Annotated in this window: 17 protein-coding genes; 10 read left to right on the top strand and 7 right to left on the bottom strand. The window is 40.7% G+C overall.

Annotation, left to right across the window (positions count from 1 at the left end):
* The first annotated feature begins 1 nt into the window (after nt 1).
* Nucleotides 2-1,063 carry a histidinol-phosphate transaminase gene (hisC, locus tag EGN73_RS11545; RefSeq protein ID WP_219289762.1) on the top strand — a complete coding sequence of 354 codons (1,062 nt, stop codon included), beginning with the start codon at nt 2-4 and terminating at the stop codon, nt 1,061-1,063.
* 10 nt (nt 1,064-1,073) lie between these two features.
* The gene (hisB, locus tag EGN73_RS11540; protein WP_219289760.1) at nt 1,074-2,168 is read left to right on the top strand and encodes a bifunctional histidinol-phosphatase/imidazoleglycerol-phosphate dehydratase HisB; all 1,095 of its coding nucleotides are present in this window, start codon (nt 1,074-1,076) and stop codon (nt 2,166-2,168) included.
* Between the two features lie 55 nt (nt 2,169-2,223).
* Here the strand turns inward: hisB and EGN73_RS11535 are convergent, their stop codons facing one another.
* The gene (locus EGN73_RS11535) at nt 2,224-3,306 is read right to left on the bottom strand and encodes a globin family protein (protein ID WP_219289759.1); all 1,083 of its coding nucleotides are present in this window, start codon (nt 3,304-3,306) and stop codon (nt 2,224-2,226) included.
* 22 nt (nt 3,307-3,328) lie between these two features.
* The gene (locus EGN73_RS11530) at nt 3,329-3,754 is read right to left on the bottom strand and encodes a heavy-metal-associated domain-containing protein (RefSeq protein ID WP_219289758.1); all 426 of its coding nucleotides are present in this window, start codon (nt 3,752-3,754) and stop codon (nt 3,329-3,331) included.
* Between the two features lie 135 nt (nt 3,755-3,889).
* On the opposite strand from EGN73_RS11530, the gene EGN73_RS11525 reads away from it, so the two are divergent.
* On the top strand, nt 3,890-4,678 hold the full coding sequence (locus EGN73_RS11525) for a tetratricopeptide repeat protein (RefSeq protein WP_219289756.1): 789 nt from the start codon (nt 3,890-3,892) through the stop codon (nt 4,676-4,678).
* Between the two features lie 250 nt (nt 4,679-4,928).
* Here EGN73_RS11525 and EGN73_RS11520 read toward each other — a convergent pair whose 3' ends face one another.
* Nucleotides 4,929-5,756, bottom strand: a complete 828-nt coding sequence (locus EGN73_RS11520; protein WP_219289753.1) for a universal stress protein — start codon at nt 5,754-5,756, stop codon at nt 4,929-4,931.
* A 148-nt stretch (nt 5,757-5,904) separates the two neighbouring features.
* Here EGN73_RS11520 and EGN73_RS11515 point away from each other — a divergent pair, with 148 nt between their 5' ends.
* From EGN73_RS11515 to EGN73_RS11495, 5 genes are all read left to right on the top strand, one after another.
* The gene (locus EGN73_RS11515) at nt 5,905-6,669 is read left to right on the top strand and encodes an SDR family NAD(P)-dependent oxidoreductase (protein ID WP_219289750.1); all 765 of its coding nucleotides are present in this window, start codon (nt 5,905-5,907) and stop codon (nt 6,667-6,669) included.
* 117 nt (nt 6,670-6,786) lie between these two features.
* Nucleotides 6,787-7,443, top strand: a complete 657-nt coding sequence (locus EGN73_RS11510) for a Crp/Fnr family transcriptional regulator (RefSeq protein ID WP_219289747.1) — start codon at nt 6,787-6,789, stop codon at nt 7,441-7,443.
* Nucleotides 7,444-7,533: 90 nt separating this feature from the next.
* Nucleotides 7,534-8,061, top strand: coding sequence for a YfiT family bacillithiol transferase (locus tag EGN73_RS11505; protein ID WP_219289744.1), 528 nt, complete (start codon nt 7,534-7,536; stop codon nt 8,059-8,061).
* An 18-nt stretch (nt 8,062-8,079) separates the two neighbouring features.
* A complete protein-coding gene (locus EGN73_RS11500; protein ID WP_219289741.1) occupies nt 8,080-8,928 on the top strand; it encodes a hydroxymethylglutaryl-CoA lyase in 849 nt (282 codons plus the stop codon).
* A gap of 71 nt (nt 8,929-8,999) precedes the next feature.
* Nucleotides 9,000-10,643, top strand: coding sequence for a Na/Pi cotransporter family protein (locus tag EGN73_RS11495; RefSeq protein ID WP_219289739.1), 1,644 nt, complete (start codon nt 9,000-9,002; stop codon nt 10,641-10,643).
* Nucleotides 10,644-10,690: 47 nt separating this feature from the next.
* Here EGN73_RS11495 and EGN73_RS11490 read toward each other — a convergent pair whose 3' ends face one another.
* From EGN73_RS11490 to EGN73_RS11480, 3 genes are all read right to left on the bottom strand, one after another.
* Complete coding sequence (locus tag EGN73_RS11490) at nt 10,691-11,305, bottom strand: carbonic anhydrase (protein WP_219289736.1); 615 nt, start codon at nt 11,303-11,305, stop codon at nt 10,691-10,693.
* Between the two features lie 3 nt (nt 11,306-11,308).
* Nucleotides 11,309-13,057 (bottom strand): SulP family inorganic anion transporter, encoded by a 1,749-nt coding sequence (locus EGN73_RS11485; RefSeq protein WP_219289733.1) that lies wholly within the window; start codon nt 13,055-13,057, stop codon nt 11,309-11,311.
* A gap of 214 nt (nt 13,058-13,271) precedes the next feature.
* Complete coding sequence (locus EGN73_RS11480) at nt 13,272-14,471, bottom strand: exo-beta-N-acetylmuramidase NamZ family protein (RefSeq protein ID WP_219289729.1); 1,200 nt, start codon at nt 14,469-14,471, stop codon at nt 13,272-13,274.
* A 40-nt stretch (nt 14,472-14,511) separates the two neighbouring features.
* Between EGN73_RS11480 and EGN73_RS11475 the strand changes: the two genes are divergently transcribed.
* Nucleotides 14,512-15,729, top strand: a complete 1,218-nt coding sequence (locus tag EGN73_RS11475) for an ABC transporter permease (protein WP_219289726.1) — start codon at nt 14,512-14,514, stop codon at nt 15,727-15,729.
* Here EGN73_RS11475 and EGN73_RS11470 read toward each other — a convergent pair.
* Nucleotides 15,707-16,459: a polyprenol monophosphomannose synthase gene (locus EGN73_RS11470; protein WP_219289723.1), complete on the bottom strand. Its 753-nt coding sequence runs from the start codon at nt 16,457-16,459 to the stop codon at nt 15,707-15,709. The genes EGN73_RS11475 and EGN73_RS11470 overlap by 23 nt on opposite strands.
* A 106-nt stretch (nt 16,460-16,565) precedes the next feature.
* Between EGN73_RS11470 and EGN73_RS11465 the strand changes: the two genes are divergently transcribed.
* On the top strand, nt 16,566-17,468 hold the full coding sequence (locus tag EGN73_RS11465; RefSeq protein WP_219289720.1) for an ATP-grasp domain-containing protein: 903 nt from the start codon (nt 16,566-16,568) through the stop codon (nt 17,466-17,468).
* The last annotated feature ends 97 nt before the right edge of the window (nt 17,469-17,565 follow it).

Genomic DNA, 17,565 nt, shown 5'->3' with positions numbered 1-17,565 from the left:
AATGGACTTTGACCTGAAAAAACTATTAAGACCCCATATTTTGGGCATTAAACCCTATTCTTCAGCCCGTGATGAATATTCGGGAAAGATCGGGGTGTTTTTGGATGCCAATGAGAATCCTTATGGTGCGCTTACAGGGGAGAGCTTTAATAGGTATCCGGATCCCTATCAGGCCGATATTAAAGAAAGACTAGCTGATATCAAGGGGGTAAAACCATCCCAGATCTTTTTGGGAAATGGAAGTGATGAGGCTATTGACCTTTTGATGAGGGCATTTTGTACACCGGGAAAAGACAATATTATCCTTTTGCCCCCGACTTATGGAATGTATGAAGTATCCGCAAGCATCAATGATGTAGAGATCAAAAAAGTCCCTTTGACCGAGGACTTTCAACTTAAGCCTGATGAAATACTGAATGCAGTAGATGCCAACAGTAAAGTCATATTCATCTGCTCGCCAAACAATCCAAGTGGGAATAAAATGGACCGCAATCAAATCAGACAGATCCTTTCTGAATTTAACGGATTGGTAGTGGTTGATGAAGCATACATCGATTTTTCGGATGAGCCGAGTTTTACTACAGAGTTGGATAAATTTCCCAACCTGCTTGTCATGCAGACATTTTCCAAAGCATGGGGACTTGCCAATCTCCGTATAGGAATGGCTTATGCTTCGGAAGAAATTATCCGCATCCTCAATCTGATAAAGCCTCCTTACAACATATCGGGACTTACCCAGCAGAAAGTATTGGATTCACTTCAAAAGGCTGAAAAAATCCATGACCTTGTTCACCAAGTATTTGAAGAGAAGGTATTTCTGGAAAATAAGTTATCTCAATTTGTTTTTGTGAAAAAAATCTATCCTTCCCATGCCAATTTTCTTTTGGTGAAGATGAAGAAGGCCAGAGATGTCTATGAGTTTTTGATCAATCAAATGATCATTTTAAGGGACCGTTCTAAGGTAGAACTTTGTGAGGACTGCTTACGCATTTCTCTGGGAACGAGAGTAGAGAATAATGCCTTGCTTGAAGCTTTGAACACATATCAATCAAACCGTTTATAACCTCATTTTTATGAAGAAAGTATTGTTTATCGACAGAGATGGTACCATTATCAAAGAGCCTCCTACGGACTTTCAAGTGGACAGTCTGGAGAAATTGGAGTTTGTACCCAAAGCAATTTCCAATTTAAGAAAGATAGCAGAAGAAACTGACTATGAGTTGGTAATGGTCACCAATCAAGATGGCCTAGGCACAGACTCTTTTCCTGAGGCAGACTTTTGGCCGGCACAGTATAAAATGCTCAAAACCTTAGAGAATGAAGGGATCATCTTCTCTGCCATCCATATCGACAAGTCATTTGAACATGAAAATCTCCCTACCAGAAAGCCTGGAATTGACATGCTTCAAGGTTACTTGAATGGGGAGTATGATATGGCCAATTCCTATGTGATCGGAGATAGAAAAACCGATGTGCAATTGGCCAAAAACCTGCGCTGCAAGTCCATCTTTATCGGGGAAGGTATTTTGGAAGCGGATTTGTGTACTACAGACTGGGATGAAATTTATCAGAGGCTGAAAATGCCCGAAAGAATAGGAGAGGTGCGTAGAAAAACCTCAGAGACGGACATTCATATTATCGTCAATCTTGATGGAACCGGAAAATGTGAGATTTATACTGGACTGCCTTTCTTTGACCATATGCTGGAACAGCTGGGCAAGCATGGGGGAGTGGATTTGGTTATCGAAGTAAAGGGAGACCTGCACATCGATGAGCACCATACCATTGAAGATACTGCCTTGGCTTTGGGAGAAGCCTACCTCAAAGCACTTGGAGATAAAAAGGGGATTTCGCGATATGGATTCCTTTTACCCATGGATGATGTGCTGGCTCAGGTAGCGATTGATTTTGGAGGAAGGCCTTGGATGATGTGGGAGGCGGAATTCAAAAGGGAAAAAATAGGGGACATGCCTACAGAGATGTTCTTTCATTTCTTTAAGTCATTCAGTGATACGGCGAAATGCAACCTAAACATCAAAGCTGAGGGCAATAACGAACATCATAAAATCGAAGCCATATTTAAAGGCTTGGCAAGGGCTATCAAAATGGCTGTAAAAAGAGATTTAAATGCATTGAACCAACTCCCTAGTACAAAGGGTGTTTTGTGAAAAAAAAAGGAGAGTCCAAACTGGATTCTCCTTTTTTGATATATAGAGCACTTGTTTAACCTTGCACTACTGCACTTCTCAATCCATCACTGAGCAACAATCCCCCAAATTCGTTGATCACGGATTCTGGTACACTCAGGTTTACAGCAGCTTCTACTACTGCCTGTACAAATAAGTCATAATCCGCTTCTGTCACCAATCCAGTCATTCTGGAATTTACAGCTGGATTGTGCGCGTCCACCATATTGAGACCTGTATATTCTATATTTTGTGAACCGATGTTGGCGGCAAGAAAATCACTAAAATCACCTACAAGAGCATTGAACCCTGTAAAGTCATTGGCACCCACTTCTGCCAAAAGAACTGAAAAGTAGGGAAGGAGATTATCATATGTTCCACCCTCATTGGTAGCAATTACCAAAACTGTTTCTGTCACAACAGCTCTCAATGGGATATAACCGGCTTCTATCAATTGACCTTCATTATCAGGGTCCGCAACAAGACCCGAACCGCCCAGTCTGGTATAAAGGTCGAGCATTTCTCCATCAGCTCTTTGGACGATTGGTTCTCTTACAGATTCCAAAAGATCGCCTACAGGTCCTAATACTTCATTGGACGTGATGCCAGCTTGAGCCGCACCTTCCACTACAGCTTGGACAAACAAATCATAATCTGCGTTGTTGATCAGACCATTCATCCTGGAATTTCTGGCAGGGTCATGGGCCGCTTCCATGTTTAGGCCTGTATATTCAAAATTTCTGGCACCTGTAGCTTCTGCCAAAAATTCAGTAAAATCCATTACCAGCATATTTAGTCCGGAAGTTTCATCTCTTCCCACTTCTGCAAGAAGTACGGAGAAGTAGGGTTGCAAATCATCGTATGTTCCTCCTTCGTTGGTTGCAATAGTTGTCACTGTATTGATTACTACAGTTCTTAGATTCAGAATTCCCTGTTCTATCATATTTCCTGAATTCAGGGGATCTTGGACCATAGTTTCTCCTCCAAGAGCAGTAGCATAAAAGGAATCATCCGGATCATCAGTCATCGGAGGTTCAGGAGTATCGTCCCGATCACAGGACATTACGCCAAAGGTGAACATGAGTAAGGCTGCCATCAGCCATAGATTGGTCTTTTTCATGATTGTGTAGTTTAAATTAAATTTAATTGTGAAAGGACTTCTGGAAAAATGCTCCCAGCTTATAAGTCAGTGAATTTTTATCTATTGCTGGGCAGCTTTGGGCTAACATTTCATCTGAAGGTTGATAAAGACTTGCTTCCTGCATCAGTTCATTATTGATAGCCAGGACAAGGTCATGAGGTGAGTGCTTTTGGCGGTCATAAAGACATATGACGTGTCCGTTAGAAAAATTGACCCTAACATCCTTTATTCCTTCTTGGTTTTTCAAAAATTCCTTGATTGATTCACCGGTAGTTTCCTCTAAAGAGCTGGGGAAATCAAATCTGCTCATTGTAAGAGATGGTATAGCTCCGCTTTTAGGTTTCGTTACCATATAAATGTGCACGGCCAGTGTTCCTATCAAAAACAACATCAGGAAGATCGCTCCGAGTAGAATTCTTTTAATCATGACAATATTTGTTTTGGTTCAAAAAGATATACGATCCCATTTTTCAGATTGGATTTGGCTACAGATCAAAAAATCTGAAATCATGTAAGTTTTTTAGTTTTATTTTATTAGTTTTGAATAAAGTCTTGAAAAAGAATGAAGTACCTATATGTGTTCGTATCGTTGATTTTTCTTTCCTCCTGTTTTGGATCCTATACTGAGGGGGAATACTATTTTCAGAAGCAGGATTATGAAAAAGCCGTCTCACAGTTTTCCAAAGCGCTTTTCATCAATGTTACAGATATCAAAGCCCTACATATGAGGGCGCGGTCCTTTGAGGAGTTGGAAGATTTTGTGAGTGCCAAGCAGGATTACGAGGCTATTTTAAGGTTGGATCCTCACTATGCCCAGGCTTATGGGGGTATCGGAAAACTGTATTGGAAGATGGAGGATTATGTCAATGCAGAAATTTATTTTTTGAGGGCAGCACAAAAAGATCCTGAGGACTTCGAAATTATTTTTCTGTTAGGGAGGTCACTGATCAAAAACAGGCGATTTCGTCAGGCAGACGAGTTTTTTGATATTGCCAAGAGATTGGAGCCTGAAGACGCACGGGTATATTACTATCAGGGAATGGCAAGAACTCAAAAGGGTGACCTGCTTGGTGCGGCAGGTTCATTTAATATGAGTTTGAAATATGATCCCGATAACCTATCTGCACTTTACAATCGCGGGATAGTCAGGATGCTTGTCGGACACTCTACTTGGGCAGTGGAGGACTTCGATGAAGTCTTAAAAGCCAAGCCTGACCATGTGGAAGCCCTTGCAAGGAGGGGAAATGCCAAGATTAACGCCAATGATCCAAGTGGCTGCCAAGATTTACAAGATGCCGCCAACAAGGGCAGTTGGTATGCCAAAATGTGGTTGGAAAGATGTGGGAAATGAATGAGGGTATTGTAAAACATGGATATCCGCAATTATACCACTACCAATTTAAATCAGGGCCTATATAAATCCGATACTAATAGATATTGGCTATAAATTACAGGTTTGTTCCATTATTTAGGTTCTACTGGTAAGTAAGCGGATAATCATGTTGTAAATAATGGTTGTTCCACCAAAAAAAACTACCCTGAAACAATCAGGGTAGTTTAAGTTTTTTGAAGGGTGATTAACAATTTTTTCTATTTGATCATTAATTGACTTTTACGCTCAATACGGGTAAACTGGACTTGTACAGAATTGTGTCTGTCACTCCTACCAGGTAAGCATTTTTTCCTTTCCTATTGGTAGAAGCAATTCCTATGAAGCCCATTTTATTGGATTCAGCAAACTCCACAATACCATTTTCAGACTCCTTATGGTTGTAGATATGCTTGTGTATGACCATGTCTTCAAATCCTTTGGCATATTTGTCCATCTGTTTTTTTGCATCAGCTGAGTTTATGAAATCAGATGGGGTATTGACATAAAGAAAGTGAATAGAGGTTTTGAAGTCTTTAAGTACAGTTTTCATCTTAGTAAATGCCGGCCTGGAATCTTCATCAAACATGGAGGCAAAGGCCATTTTTCTCAAAGAATTACCATCCATTGGGCTTTTCACTGCCAATACCGGGCATTCTGCATCTCTCATTACTTTTTGAAGATTGGAGCCTAGGAACTTTTCCTGGGTATGACCTTTTCCATAGGCGCCAATCACTATTAAATCAGCTTTTTGTTGGGATGCAACATCCAAAATCACATTGGCTGGAAACCCTATTTCTACAAGGGTCTCCACGGGTACATTTCCAGATTTAAATTCCAGAACAAAGGCTTTTAGTTTGTCTTTGGCTTCTGACTCAGCGTCAAGGATATTTTGATGCTCATTTTTCTTTTTCTCAGTCAGATTTTTCCAATCCAGATCAGAACCTACCACATTTACACAGGTAATGCTGCTGTTGGTTTTATCTGCGATTTTAAGGGCAGTCAAAAATGCATTTTTAGCATATTCTGAGAAATCTACGGGAACAATTATTCTTTTCATGGCTAGGGTTGTTTGTTTTTCTTGAATTACAAAGCTCCACATATTTTCTAAAGCAAACCCTGATAAAAATCAGTTAATAACTTGATTATTATCCCCTTAAATCTCCTCGTTACTTTCTAGATTTGTTTTCAATCAAAGTCAAATTGGAATGGAAATCAAAGGAAAATATGCAGTCATAACCGGTGGTGCCGGTGGAATAGGAGAGGCTACAGCAAAGAGGTTTTTGGAGGAAGGTGCAGCCGGAATATTGTTGGTGGATCTCAATCAGGAACACCTAAGAAGAGTCAATCAGGATCTTTCCGATGAAAAAATACAAACTTACGCTGCAGATGTCAGTAAGGCAGAAGAAGTAAAAGCATATACAGATTTTGCAATAGACAAATTTGGAAGGATAGACATACTATTTCTCAATGCAGGCTATGAAGGGATTGTAAAACCGCTCACAGAATACCCTGAGGAGATGTTTGACAAAGTAATGGATATCAATGTAAAAGGTGTATGGCTTGGTTTGAAATACGGCTTTCCTCACATGCAGCAGAGTGGTGGAGGTGCTGTAATCATCACCTCTTCAGTGGCAGGGTTAAAAGGAACTGCACAAGTGATGGCTTATACAGCCAGCAAGCACGCGACCATAGGTGTTATGAAAGTGGCAGCACTTGAAGGAGCCCCATCCAAAATCCGTGTCAATTCCATTCATCCATCTCCGGTAGATAACAGGATGATGCGTTCTTTGGAGGAGGGTTTTGCACCAGGAGCAGGAAGTGAAGTAAAGTCAGGATTTGAAAAGATGATTCCCTTGGGGCGATATGCCCAAAATGAAGAAATAGCAGATTTGGCCTTGTTTCTTGCATCAGATAGAAGCAGGTTTATCACAGGCGCAGTGCATGTGATTGACGGAGGTTTTTGTGTTTAATTTAGTAGGTTTGGTGTGTAAAAAAGGGGCAGTTGTGTGACTGTCCCTTTTTCTTTGTGACTTATGTTACTATATTGAGTCAAATGCCCCATTATTTTTATAAAAATTTCATAAAGAATGAACCTAGAAGTACTTAAAAATACATTGCCTGAGATTACAGATCCCTCACTTTTGAAAGCCTTGATGGAAGAAGGGAATCTTCATGAGTTTCAGCCCGGAAAAATAATTACAGAACCCGGTAAGTTCATAAAGATGGTGCCCATTGTCTTGGAAGGATCCATTAAAATTCTTCGCGTAGATGAGGACGGTAAAGAACTTTTTCTCTATTACCTTGAACCTGGAGAAACGTGCGCTCTGTCTCTTACCTGTTGTTCTGCCAGTAGGCCAAGTGAAATCAAAGCCGTCACCGAAGAGAAAACCGTATTGCTCGGAGTTCCTATTCACAAACATGAGGAGTGGATGGATCAGTTTAAGCAGTGGAAAGATTTCGTTGCCATGACATATCAGAAGAGGTTTCAGGAAATGCTTGTCGCCTTGGATGCTGTTGCTTTTAAGCGGATGGATGAACGACTAATGCGGTACATTATCATGAAAATGAAACAACAAAAAACCAATGAGCTGCACACCACACATCAGGAAGTAGCCAATGAATTGGGAACCTCCAGAGAGGTGATTTCCAGATTGTTAAAGCAATTGGAGAAAAAGAAATGGATTGAGCTGGGAAGAAATGTGATATATATCAGGGATGATTTTGAAGAATTGGTCAGTGGCTGAGAAATTTTGAATAGACCAAAATCAAAAATCTTTTTCAAATCATCTGAGTTTGGCAAAAAAAGCACGACCTTTTGGGGAAAATTATAGACCATGAACCAAGACCCAAAGTTTCCGATAGGCAAGTTTGAACCGGAGGAAAATTATACTCTTGTACAGCTAAAGCAGTTTATTCAGGACATCAAAGCTTTTCCTGCTCAGGTCAAAAGTGAGTTGTTTAGGCTTGGAGAGGAAGGCCTCGAAACTCCTTACCGAGATGGAGGTTGGACTGCACGGCAGGTCATACACCATTGTGCAGACAGCCATTTCAACAGCTTCATGAGGTTTAAGTTGGCGCTAACTGAGGATACCCCCACCATCAAGCCTTACCACGAGAATTTGTGGGCTGAGCAAATTGACTATTCCCTTCCCGTAGAGTCCTCTCTTATGATTTTAGAAGGCCTTCATCAGCGATGGGTTGCACTTTTGGAGAATTTAGAGTCAGGTGATCTGAAAAGAACATTTTATCATCCCGAAATGAAATCTGAAATATCTTTGGAAAGGACCATTGCCCTTTATTCTTGGCATTGCAGGCATCACTTGGGACATTTGAAGTTGATTCAGATTGGAAAAAACATCTAGGCAGATTACCTTCACTTTATGATCAAACTTATTGAGTGTCCCAGAGATGCCATGCAGGGCAGGGCAGAATTTATTGATACAGCTATTAAGGCAGCTTATATTGACCAACTTATGCGGGTTGGTTTTGATACCATAGACTTCGGAAGCTTTGTAAGCCCAAAAGCGATTCCTCAGATGAGGGATACGGCAGAGGTTCTTTCCTTATTGGATATGTTCAAGTCAAGGTCCAAGTTACTAGCCATAGTGGCCAACACAAGAGGGGCTGAAGATGCTTTACAGTTTGAGGAAATTGATTACTTAGGATTCCCTTTGTCTGTTTCGGAGACTTTTCAGCAAAGAAATACCAACAAATCCATAGCAGAAGCATTGAAAACGGTAGAAGAAATCCAGAACAAATGTGAGGTAAATGGAAGGACATTGGTGACTTATCTCAGTATGGGTTTTGGTAACCCTTATGGAGATCCTTATTCTCCTGATTTGGTTGCGGAATTTGTAGGGAAACTATCTGATTTGGATATCAAAGTTATTTCTTTTGCGGATACCATTGGCAGTGCCACTTCTGACCTGATAAGTTCACTTTACAGTATTAATGCATCTGCTTATCCTGAAATCGAGTTTGGGCTACACCTGCATACCCACCCGGACCAGTTGAAAGACAAAGTAGTATCTGCCTATGAAGCCGGATGTCGCAGATTTGATGGGGCGCTAAAGGGCTTTGGAGGTTGTCCAATGGCAAAAGATGAGTTGATAGGAAATGTAGCCACAGAAAACCTGATTCAGATTCTGGAAGAAGTTGGGGAAAAGCTTGAGCTGGATAAAGAGCAATTGACAGAAGCCATGAAGCTGGCTAATGTAGTATTCTCTTAACCTAAAGCTGACCATTTTTAATTCCAGATAATCCAACCTGATTTAATTGTGTTTAAGCATTCACCCAAACTATGGAAAACGACATTTTTGATTTCTGGAAGTTTTTGGCAGGAATAGGAATCTTCCTTTGGGGCATGCATCAATTGGAAAATGCCATCAAAGAATTAGGAGGGAAGTCTTTCAGGGATTTACTTCAAAAATCTACCAATACCTCACTTAAGGGTATTTTGATAGGAGCATTGATCACGGCCGTGCTTCAAAGCAGTTCACTGGTTACTTTGATGGTCTTGGCATTTTTAGGTGCTGGAGTGATTACCCTTAGAAACTCCATTGGTGTGATTCTCGGTGCCAATCTAGGAACAACGATAACTGCTTGGATTGTAGCAACATTGGGTTTCAAATTGAGTGTCGCAGGTTTTGCCATGCCTTTCCTAGGTTTGGGAAGTTTGCTATTTATCTTTGGTTCGGGAAGACCTATATTGAAAAACATCGGTGCTTTTGGAATGGGCTTTGGGTTTCTCTTTTTGGGATTGGACTTTATGAAAACTGCCATTGAAGCCGTAGCAGATCAGGTAGATTTAAGTACTTTTCAGGCTTATGGATTATGGGTTTTCCTTTTGTTGGGAATCGTGGTGACTGCCTTGATTCAGTCCAGTTCTGCGATGGTAGTCATCATCCTGTCTTCCATCAATGCCGGGGTGATCGGTCTTGTTGAAGGGGCGGTTTTGATCATAGGAGCCAATATTGGAACGACTATTACGGTAGCCATTGGATCCCTTGGTGGCTCCGCAGATAAGAAAAGGCTGGCACTTGCCCATCTTTTGTTTAATGTCATTACAGGAGTTTTGGTCTTTGTATTTATCAGGCAATTGGTAGATATCACCATGTCGGTTTTCAAAATTACGGATCCATTGATGGAATTGGTGCTTTTGAATACTTTGATCAACCTCTTAGGTATATTGCTGTTTTTCCCTTTTATACCCAGATTGGAAAAGTGGCTTCAAAATAGATTTATATCTTCAGAGCCTGCGGGAGTTTCGAGATTTATCAAAAATGTAAGTCCGGAAGTACCTGAAATTGCCATTTCTGCATTGGAAAAAGACATTCAATTTGCTTTTGACCGTACCATATCATTTTTAGGAAGTGTATGGAAGGAAAGTGAAGAAAAGAAAAATCAGGTATCCATCTGGAGAAAGATTCTTCAACAACCTGTCAACCTAATGGAGCAATACCGACAGATCAAGCTTTTAGAAGATGAATTGACCAATTACCATATTGATTTACAAGAGGGAAATCTTAGCCTACAGGACGCAGAGAAACTGACTTCTCTTATGCTGACCCTGAGAACTTTGGTATATGCAGCCAAAGACCTCAAAGATGTTATGCACAATATCAAAGAGATGGAAGAAATGGAAGACCCTTTGACCCGAAAGTATCATCAATTGATCAAGCAATATACCTTCGAACAGATACAACAGATCAAAAGATTCCTAGAAGCAGGTCAAGAAGTAAATGAACCTGATTGGATAGGGAAAAATGCCCAAAAATATAATGATTGGATTGCTGACATTTACCACGAATACAAAAGTCACAATCAGGAGTTTCCCATTTCCACCATGACCAATGTACTCAAGCAGGTGATTTCCAGTCTGGACAATTTAAGCAGTGCTGCCATTCACTATAAAATGGACAGAATGAAAGTGATCGACAAGTAAGTTTACTTACAACGCTCCATTGTAATTATCCCAAGCAATAAATCATCTCATTCTTGCATGGACAATTCCCTTCTTGCTTTCAGGTCATGAACCAGTCCTGAAGAAAAGTCAAAAACCCAGGCATGAAGCTTGATTTCTATACCCATCTCAAGGGCTTCTTTATAAATAGAAGTCTGTTTGATATTTTCTATCTGTTCCAAGACATTCAGCTCCACCAGTTTATTTAATTTCTCAGCCTCATCTTGAATGCTGTTCAATTCATCCTTATGATGACGTATGACATCTTTGATATTGGCCAGCCAATTGTCCAATAATCCATTACTTTTGTTCTCGTAGGCAGCCTTGATTCCGCCACAGCCATAGTGCCCGTAAACTATGATATTCCTAATGCCTAGATTTTCGACTGCATATTGCATTACCGAAAGAAAGTTGAGGTCAGAGTGAGATACTACATTGGCAATGTTGCGGTGAATAAACAGCTCTCCAAGGTCTATGCCCAATACTTTAGATGGTGACACCCTGGAATCCGAGCATCCAAGGAGCATAGCTATCGGGCTTTGACCCTCGGTCAAATCCGAAAAATAATTGTTATTACTGTCAAACAGCTTCTTGGCCCAATCCTTATTATGATCGAGGTATTTATTTAAGTTAATCTGGCACATGTTTTATTTGTTGGTTTGGGTGGCGTAAGGGCTGTATTTTTCCAGTTCTGATTGATCAATGCTTTGATCAAAAGCGGACAATGCAAGGTTGTCGTCAATAAAAATATGGTCAGCTCCTATACAAGTCAGTATTTCCCATCTATTCAATACATCTCTAACAGGTCCTTTGATGCTGCTCATGCACACATCAATACCTGATTTTCTCCAAGACAAAATCCATTCGTTCAATTCATGTGCTCCTGTACTATCTATGTTGGTGACACTTTCCATGTTGAATACGATCATTTTGACTTTGTCTTCTTTTTCTTCAATCCATTTGTCCAGCTTATTTTTGATGTATTCTACATTGGCAAAATAAATAGGTCCGTCTATTCTGACCATTAGAAGGTCTTTTCTGCTTTCCAAATCGGAAAATCGGGCAAGGTTTCTGAAAATATTCGTGCCCGGTACACGTCCTAATTGGGCCATATGAGGTCTTGAAGCCCTGTAAATCACTACCAAAAGTGATAGAAGCATCCCGGCGATGATGCCTGTTTCTATTCCAAGTGTCAAAGTTATCAAAAATGTGGCAATCAGCATGGAAAAGTCTGCTTTGTCTTTTTTCCATAAGTGGATAGGCTCTTTGAAATCGATCAGACCGGACACAGCTACCAACACCACAGCAGCTAAAATGGCGCTGGGCAGATGGTAAAATAAGCCTGTGAAAAACAGCAAGGTCAATACTATCAATAGGGCCGAAATGATGGATGCCATAGTCGTTTTGGCACCTGATTCATTGTTGACGGCAGTTCTGGAAAATCCACCTGTGACAGGATAGCCTCTGAAGAAGGCAGCGCCAAAATTGGCAATTCCCAGTGCTATCAATTCTTGGTTGGAGTCAAGCTTGTAATTTTTGTGTTTGGCCTGAATGGTTTTGGCTACTGCAAAGCTTTCCGCAAAACCCACCAAAGAAATGGTCAGGGCTATGGGCAGTAAAGTCAGCCAAGTACCCATATCAAAAGATGGGGAAGAGGGACTAGGCAGTCCACTTGGTACATCTCCTACGATTTTCACTCCCTGTTCAGTGAGGTTAAATCCAGCTACCAAAGCAATACCGATGATTACCGCTACCAAAGCTGATGGGAAGTTCTTATGGAATTTTTTTCCGAATTTGATAATGATGATTCCCAGGATTCCGATTCCAAATGTGATCCAATGGATGTCACCTACATTGTTCCATAATGCGATCAGCATTTCCTGAACATGCTCCGAATTAGGAAGGTTGATCCTTAGAAGGTGCTTGACCTGACTGAGCCCTATGATGATGGCTGCGGCCGAAGTAAATCCGTTGATGACAGGGTGGGAAAGGAAATTGACTACAAATCCTAATCTCAAGGCCCCCATTCCAAACTGTATCAACCCAACTAGAAAGGCTAGGGTGAGGGCATAAAGTAGGTATTGTTCAGGTGAAGAAGCATCCAAACTTGCAATGCCTGCTGCCGTGAGCAAAGAAACCATTGCTACAGGCCCTACTGCCAATTGTCTGGAAGTACCAAAAATGGCATATAACAAAAGTGGCACAGTGACGGCATAAAGTCCATGAATTGGTTCCAGTCCGGCAAGCATGGCATAAGCCATTCCCTGCGGAATCAACATGATGCCTACGGTAAGACCTGCTGACAAGTCTCCCTGTAAATCGGTTTTTTTGTAATTGGGGAGCCAGTCCAGTATTGGTAAAAAGCGCTTGATACCTGAGGCGAATGTATTTTGCATAAGAGATTTCCTGATTTGAAATTACGAAAAATCAGATAAAGGCAGTCTTTTTCTGTTTTCAATACAAATGTCCAAACTTCTAAGAAGATACTCGGTGACCAATGTTACAGGAATAAATATGGGTAAAAGGCAGTTTATAGGGTAATATCTTTCCCAAAGTTTTAGACTTTGGAAAAGATAAACCTATAACCTTCTATAGATTCAGGGTTTTCAATCAGTACATCAGGTATTTTGCACGCATTTCCTTGTAGGCTTCAAGGTCTGACGTCCAGCTGTCTCTTATCTGCTGTTCAGTTTTCCCTGCAAGAATGTCTTTTCTCAATTGATCTGTGCCGGCCAGTTTGTCGAAGAAGTTATTGAAAAACTTTTCTTTTTTGCCTGACACTTGATAAGCGTGCAACAGGTATTCCAAAGTAAACCTGTGGTCAAGGCTTTCATTCCTGAGATCCACGCCGTAGCATTTTTTATTTTGCTGGGGAGGATTTTTGGACATGCCCGGTATGCTTACAGGCGTGAAAGTGAAATCACCGAATTTTGGGTCAGGATACCCGTAAACCTGAAATGGAAATTGTGTTCCCCGCCCTAGTGACACATCGGTTCCTTCGAAATAACATAAAGATGGGTAAAGTCTGATGGAAAGGTCATTGGGTAAGTTAGGTGAAGGCTTTACTTGAAGACTATAAGGATCTTTATGCGTCCAATTTTGAATGGGAATGATTTCCATTTCTGCCTTTACTTTGTTTTTAAGCAATCCTTCCCCATTGATCATCTTGGCTAGCTCGCCTACAGTCAGGCCGTGAACTACAGGGATGGGATGCATGCCTACAAAGCTTTCGAATCCTTTCTTTAGTACAGGGCCATCCACGTAGTCCCCGTTGGGGTTGGGCCGGTCAAGGATCAATAGGGGCATTTTGTTTTCTGCACAGCTTTCCATTACATAATGCATGGTACTGATGTAAGTATAAAACCGTATTCCAACGTCCTGTAGGTCATAGATAAGTATATCAATATCGCTCAAAGTTTTGGCAGAAGGCTTTTTCTGATCACCATAAAGAGAGACAATGGGAAGCCCGGTTCTTTTGTCTATTTCAGAATTTACTACTTCTCCAGCATCGGCATCACCTCTGAATCCATGTTCCGGCACAAATACCTTTACTACATTTATTCCCTCCATCATCAGGAAATCCACTAGGTGCATGTTGTTTTGGGATGTAAGAATTGAAGTTTGATTGACGACCAAGCCTACTTTTTTTCCTTCCAATAGCGGGAGGTATTTTTCAGGCTGATCCGCTGCTGGGAGGGCGTGTTGGTCCTTTGTAAGGTCCGACACTGTTTCCTTTTCAGGATTATTTTTACAAAATGCCAGTGTGGTGAGTAAAAAACTTAAAAGAAACATCAATTTGAAAACCTTCATAGTTAATTTGCGCTAGATTTTGACCAAAATACTAAATTACTTGAACCTTTCGTACTTCATTGCCAAAAGAATCAGTTTTAGACGTACAGGCGGTTTTACCGGTACAATTCACAGAATTGCTGTGGCCTCTGTAGCCATTGGTATAGCAGTGTCGCTGATTTCTTTTATGATCCTTGGAGGATTTCAAAGGGAGATTTCCGACAAGGTGTACTCCTTTACGGGGCATTTTCAGGTAATGAAGTTCATGTCAAGCAATGCCTTCGAAGAAAGTCCTACCAGTACCAATTCTAATTTTTATCAAAACTATACCCAAAATGATGCCATTAAGCATGTGCAGGTTTTTGCACACAAGCCTGGCTTGCTCAAAGGGGATGATGAGGTAGAAGGTGTTTTGATGAAAGGTATTGGACCTGATTTTGACAGCCTATCCTTTGGTAATTCCCTTGTCAAGGGCAGATTCATACAGTTCAGTGATTCGGGAGCGGTCAATGAGGTGGTATTGAGCACAAAAATCGCCAATAAACTTATGCTGGATGTGGGGGATAGGGTGATCATGTATTTTGTACAGGATCCTCCACGGTTCAGGCGATTGGAGATAGTGGGGCTTTATGAAACCTTTCTGGAAAATTTTGACGATAGGATTATCTTGGGTGATATCCAGACCATCCGTAACCTCAGCTCGTGGACGGAGGATCAGGTGGGCGGATTTGAAGTATTTGTTCATAATCCTGATAACATCGCATCCATTCAAAAGCCCCTTTACGCTGATCTTGATTATGACCTTCGTCTGATTTCCATTCAGGACAAATACCTGGAAATCTTTGATTGGCTGCAGCTGCTCAATAACAATGTTTATGTGTTTTTGACTTTGATACTTTTTGTGGCGGCCTTCAATATGGTATCTATACTATTTATCCTGATCATGGAAAGGACACAAATGATAGGTATCCTGAAAGCCCTTGGCGCGAGAAATAGACAGATCAGGAGGGTATTCGTCTGGAATGGAGTAAGAATTATCGGAAGGGGCTTGCTGATAGGGAATTCTTTGGCATTTGTGATTGGTTTTTTGCAGGACAGGTTCCAATTGATTCCGCTCAATCCTGAAAATTACTACATGAGTTTTGTGCCGATTTTCTGGAATTGGCCGGTGTTTGTTGCCATCAATATTGCGGTCTTGGTGGTGACTACTTTGGTGTTGTTTATTCCGGCGATGTTGATCAGTAATATACAGCCGATCAAAGCGATCCGCTTTGATTAGGTTTGTATTTTCTGAAAAGGCTTTTGAATTTCATGTAAATCACCCCAAACACAGCCTCCCTGAATATATGGGTGCTCATTTTAGAAGTGCCTCTTGTCCTGTCTGTGAAGATGATGGGAACTTCCACGATTTTGAAACCCAACATCCAGGCAGTAAATTTCATCTCTATCTGAAAGGCGTAGCCGATAAATCTGATTTTATCCAGATTGATCGCTTGTAACACTTTTCTTGTATAGCACTTAAATCCTGCTGTGGCATCTTTGATGGGCATTCCAGTTATAAATTGTACATACTTACTGGCAAAAAAAGACATCAAAACCCTACCCATTGGCCAGTTGACCACATTGACACCGGTGATGTATCTTGAGCCTATGACCATGTCTATCTCAGGTTGTCTGCAGGTTTCATAAAGTTTAATGAGATCTTCAGGATTATGTGAAAAATCAGCATCCATCTCAAAAATGTACTCATAGCCATTTTCCAGGGCATATTTAAAGCCTTCTATATAAGCCGTGCCCAGTCCTTGCTTTCCCACTCTTTCAATGAGATGGATCTTGTCAGCATAATTTTTTTGAAGTGTCTTGACAATGTCGGCGGTACCATCCGGGGAGCCGTCATCAATTACTAGAAGTTCAAAGTCACCCTTCAAGTCCATGACAGAAAGGATTATGTCTTGGATATTTTCCTTTTCATTGTAGGTGGGAATGATGACTAATTTTTCTTTTTTCATAGAATCCAAAAATCAAAAATAGAATATAAAAGCGGTTTTCACTGCGACAGGGGCACAAAATGACAAAAATCGACTATTATTGTCGTGAAGTTTAAAGTATTTTAACATGAAATTGGCTGTTGTTACATACGAGGCCCGCGGTTCTTATGCTGCGGAAACGGTTCCTGATGAAGACCTGATATTGTCAGAGATTCTAAATGAACTGAATGTCAGTTTTGAATTTGAAATTTGGTCTGATACTTCGGTTAACTGGAGTAAATACGAGCTTATTCTGGTGAAATCCCCTTGGGATTATTTTGATAGGTATGCCGAGTTTTTGCTGTGGTGCGATGTAATTTCCCAATTAGGAATACCTGTTTGGAATCCCATTGAAGTGATAAAGTGGAACTCTGATAAAAGGTACTTACATGAAATTCAGGAAAAGGGATTTCCAATTGTGCCTACCCGGTTTTTGGAAAAAGGCAGCAAATTGGATTTATTGAAGGCTTTTGAGGAATTTGATGCAGATCAACTGATTTTTAAACCATCTGTAAGTGGCGGGGCAAAAAACACGATCAAAATATCAAGGGATGACTGGAAAAATAAGAAGGCCTCACTTACCGGTTTACTTGCAGAGGAGGCCTATTTGCTACAGCCTTTTCTAAAAGAGGTAGCTGAGATCGGAGAGTACTCTTACCTTTATTTCGATGGAAAATTCTCACATGCAATTTTAAAAAAAGCCAAAAAAGGGGACTTCAGGGTACAGCATTTTTTCGGGGGAAGTATAGAAGAGGTGAAACCAAACCCTGAGGAGTTGGAGTATTTTGATAAATTACTTCAAGCTTTTGCAAAAGACTGTCTATATGCAAGGGTAGATGGAGTTTGGACAGAAGGAGTATTTTACCTGATGGAGTTAGAATTGATCGAACCATACCTCTTTTTGTTTTTATCCGATACGGCAAGGGAAAATTATAAATCTGCCTTGAAAAAAAGATTGGTTGAATTTTCTGTGATCAAATCCATTCTTTGATCACATTCTTTTTGCAGGATATGGTCAGAAAATTACCAAATTTCTGCGTTCAGTCAGCTTTAATGCTTCAAGGCAATAGGTGATTTGTCAACACCTA

Origin of the sequence: Arthrospiribacter ruber (assembly GCF_019343195.1) — a bacterium.
In the GTDB taxonomy this organism is placed as follows: Bacteria; Bacteroidota; Bacteroidia; order Cytophagales; family Cyclobacteriaceae; genus Arthrospiribacter; species Arthrospiribacter ruber.
Note: the sequence above shows the minus strand (reverse complement) of the source record. Positions and strands in the feature narration are given on the sequence as shown.

Excerpts from the sequence above, each read along its gene's own strand:
- EGN73_RS11465 (WP_219289720.1), top strand. The coding sequence starts at position 16,566 with ATGAAATTGGCTGTTGTTACATACGAGGCCCGCGGTTCTTATGCTGCG.
- EGN73_RS11535 (WP_219289759.1), bottom strand. The coding sequence starts at position 3,306 with ATGAAAAAGACCAATCTATGGCTGATGGCAGCCTTACTCATGTTCACC.
- EGN73_RS11480 (WP_219289729.1), bottom strand. The coding sequence starts at position 14,471 with ATGAAGGTTTTCAAATTGATGTTTCTTTTAAGTTTTTTACTCACCACA.
- EGN73_RS11505 (WP_219289744.1), top strand. The coding sequence starts at position 7,534 with ATGAACCAAGACCCAAAGTTTCCGATAGGCAAGTTTGAACCGGAGGAA.
- EGN73_RS11515 (WP_219289750.1), top strand. The coding sequence starts at position 5,905 with ATGGAAATCAAAGGAAAATATGCAGTCATAACCGGTGGTGCCGGTGGA.
- EGN73_RS11470 (WP_219289723.1), bottom strand. The coding sequence starts at position 16,459 with ATGAAAAAAGAAAAATTAGTCATCATTCCCACCTACAATGAAAAGGAA.
- EGN73_RS11485 (WP_219289733.1), bottom strand. The coding sequence starts at position 13,057 with ATGCAAAATACATTCGCCTCAGGTATCAAGCGCTTTTTACCAATACTG.
- hisB (WP_219289760.1), top strand. The coding sequence starts at position 1,074 with ATGAAGAAAGTATTGTTTATCGACAGAGATGGTACCATTATCAAAGAG.
- EGN73_RS11520 (WP_219289753.1), bottom strand. The coding sequence starts at position 5,756 with ATGAAAAGAATAATTGTTCCCGTAGATTTCTCAGAATATGCTAAAAAT.
- EGN73_RS11500 (WP_219289741.1), top strand. The coding sequence starts at position 8,080 with ATGATCAAACTTATTGAGTGTCCCAGAGATGCCATGCAGGGCAGGGCA.
- EGN73_RS11525 (WP_219289756.1), top strand. The coding sequence starts at position 3,890 with ATGAAGTACCTATATGTGTTCGTATCGTTGATTTTTCTTTCCTCCTGT.
- EGN73_RS11490 (WP_219289736.1), bottom strand. The coding sequence starts at position 11,305 with ATGTGCCAGATTAACTTAAATAAATACCTCGATCATAATAAGGATTGG.
- EGN73_RS11530 (WP_219289758.1), bottom strand. The coding sequence starts at position 3,754 with ATGATTAAAAGAATTCTACTCGGAGCGATCTTCCTGATGTTGTTTTTG.
- EGN73_RS11510 (WP_219289747.1), top strand. The coding sequence starts at position 6,787 with ATGAACCTAGAAGTACTTAAAAATACATTGCCTGAGATTACAGATCCC.
- EGN73_RS11495 (WP_219289739.1), top strand. The coding sequence starts at position 9,000 with ATGGAAAACGACATTTTTGATTTCTGGAAGTTTTTGGCAGGAATAGGA.
- hisC (WP_219289762.1), top strand. The coding sequence starts at position 2 with ATGGACTTTGACCTGAAAAAACTATTAAGACCCCATATTTTGGGCATT.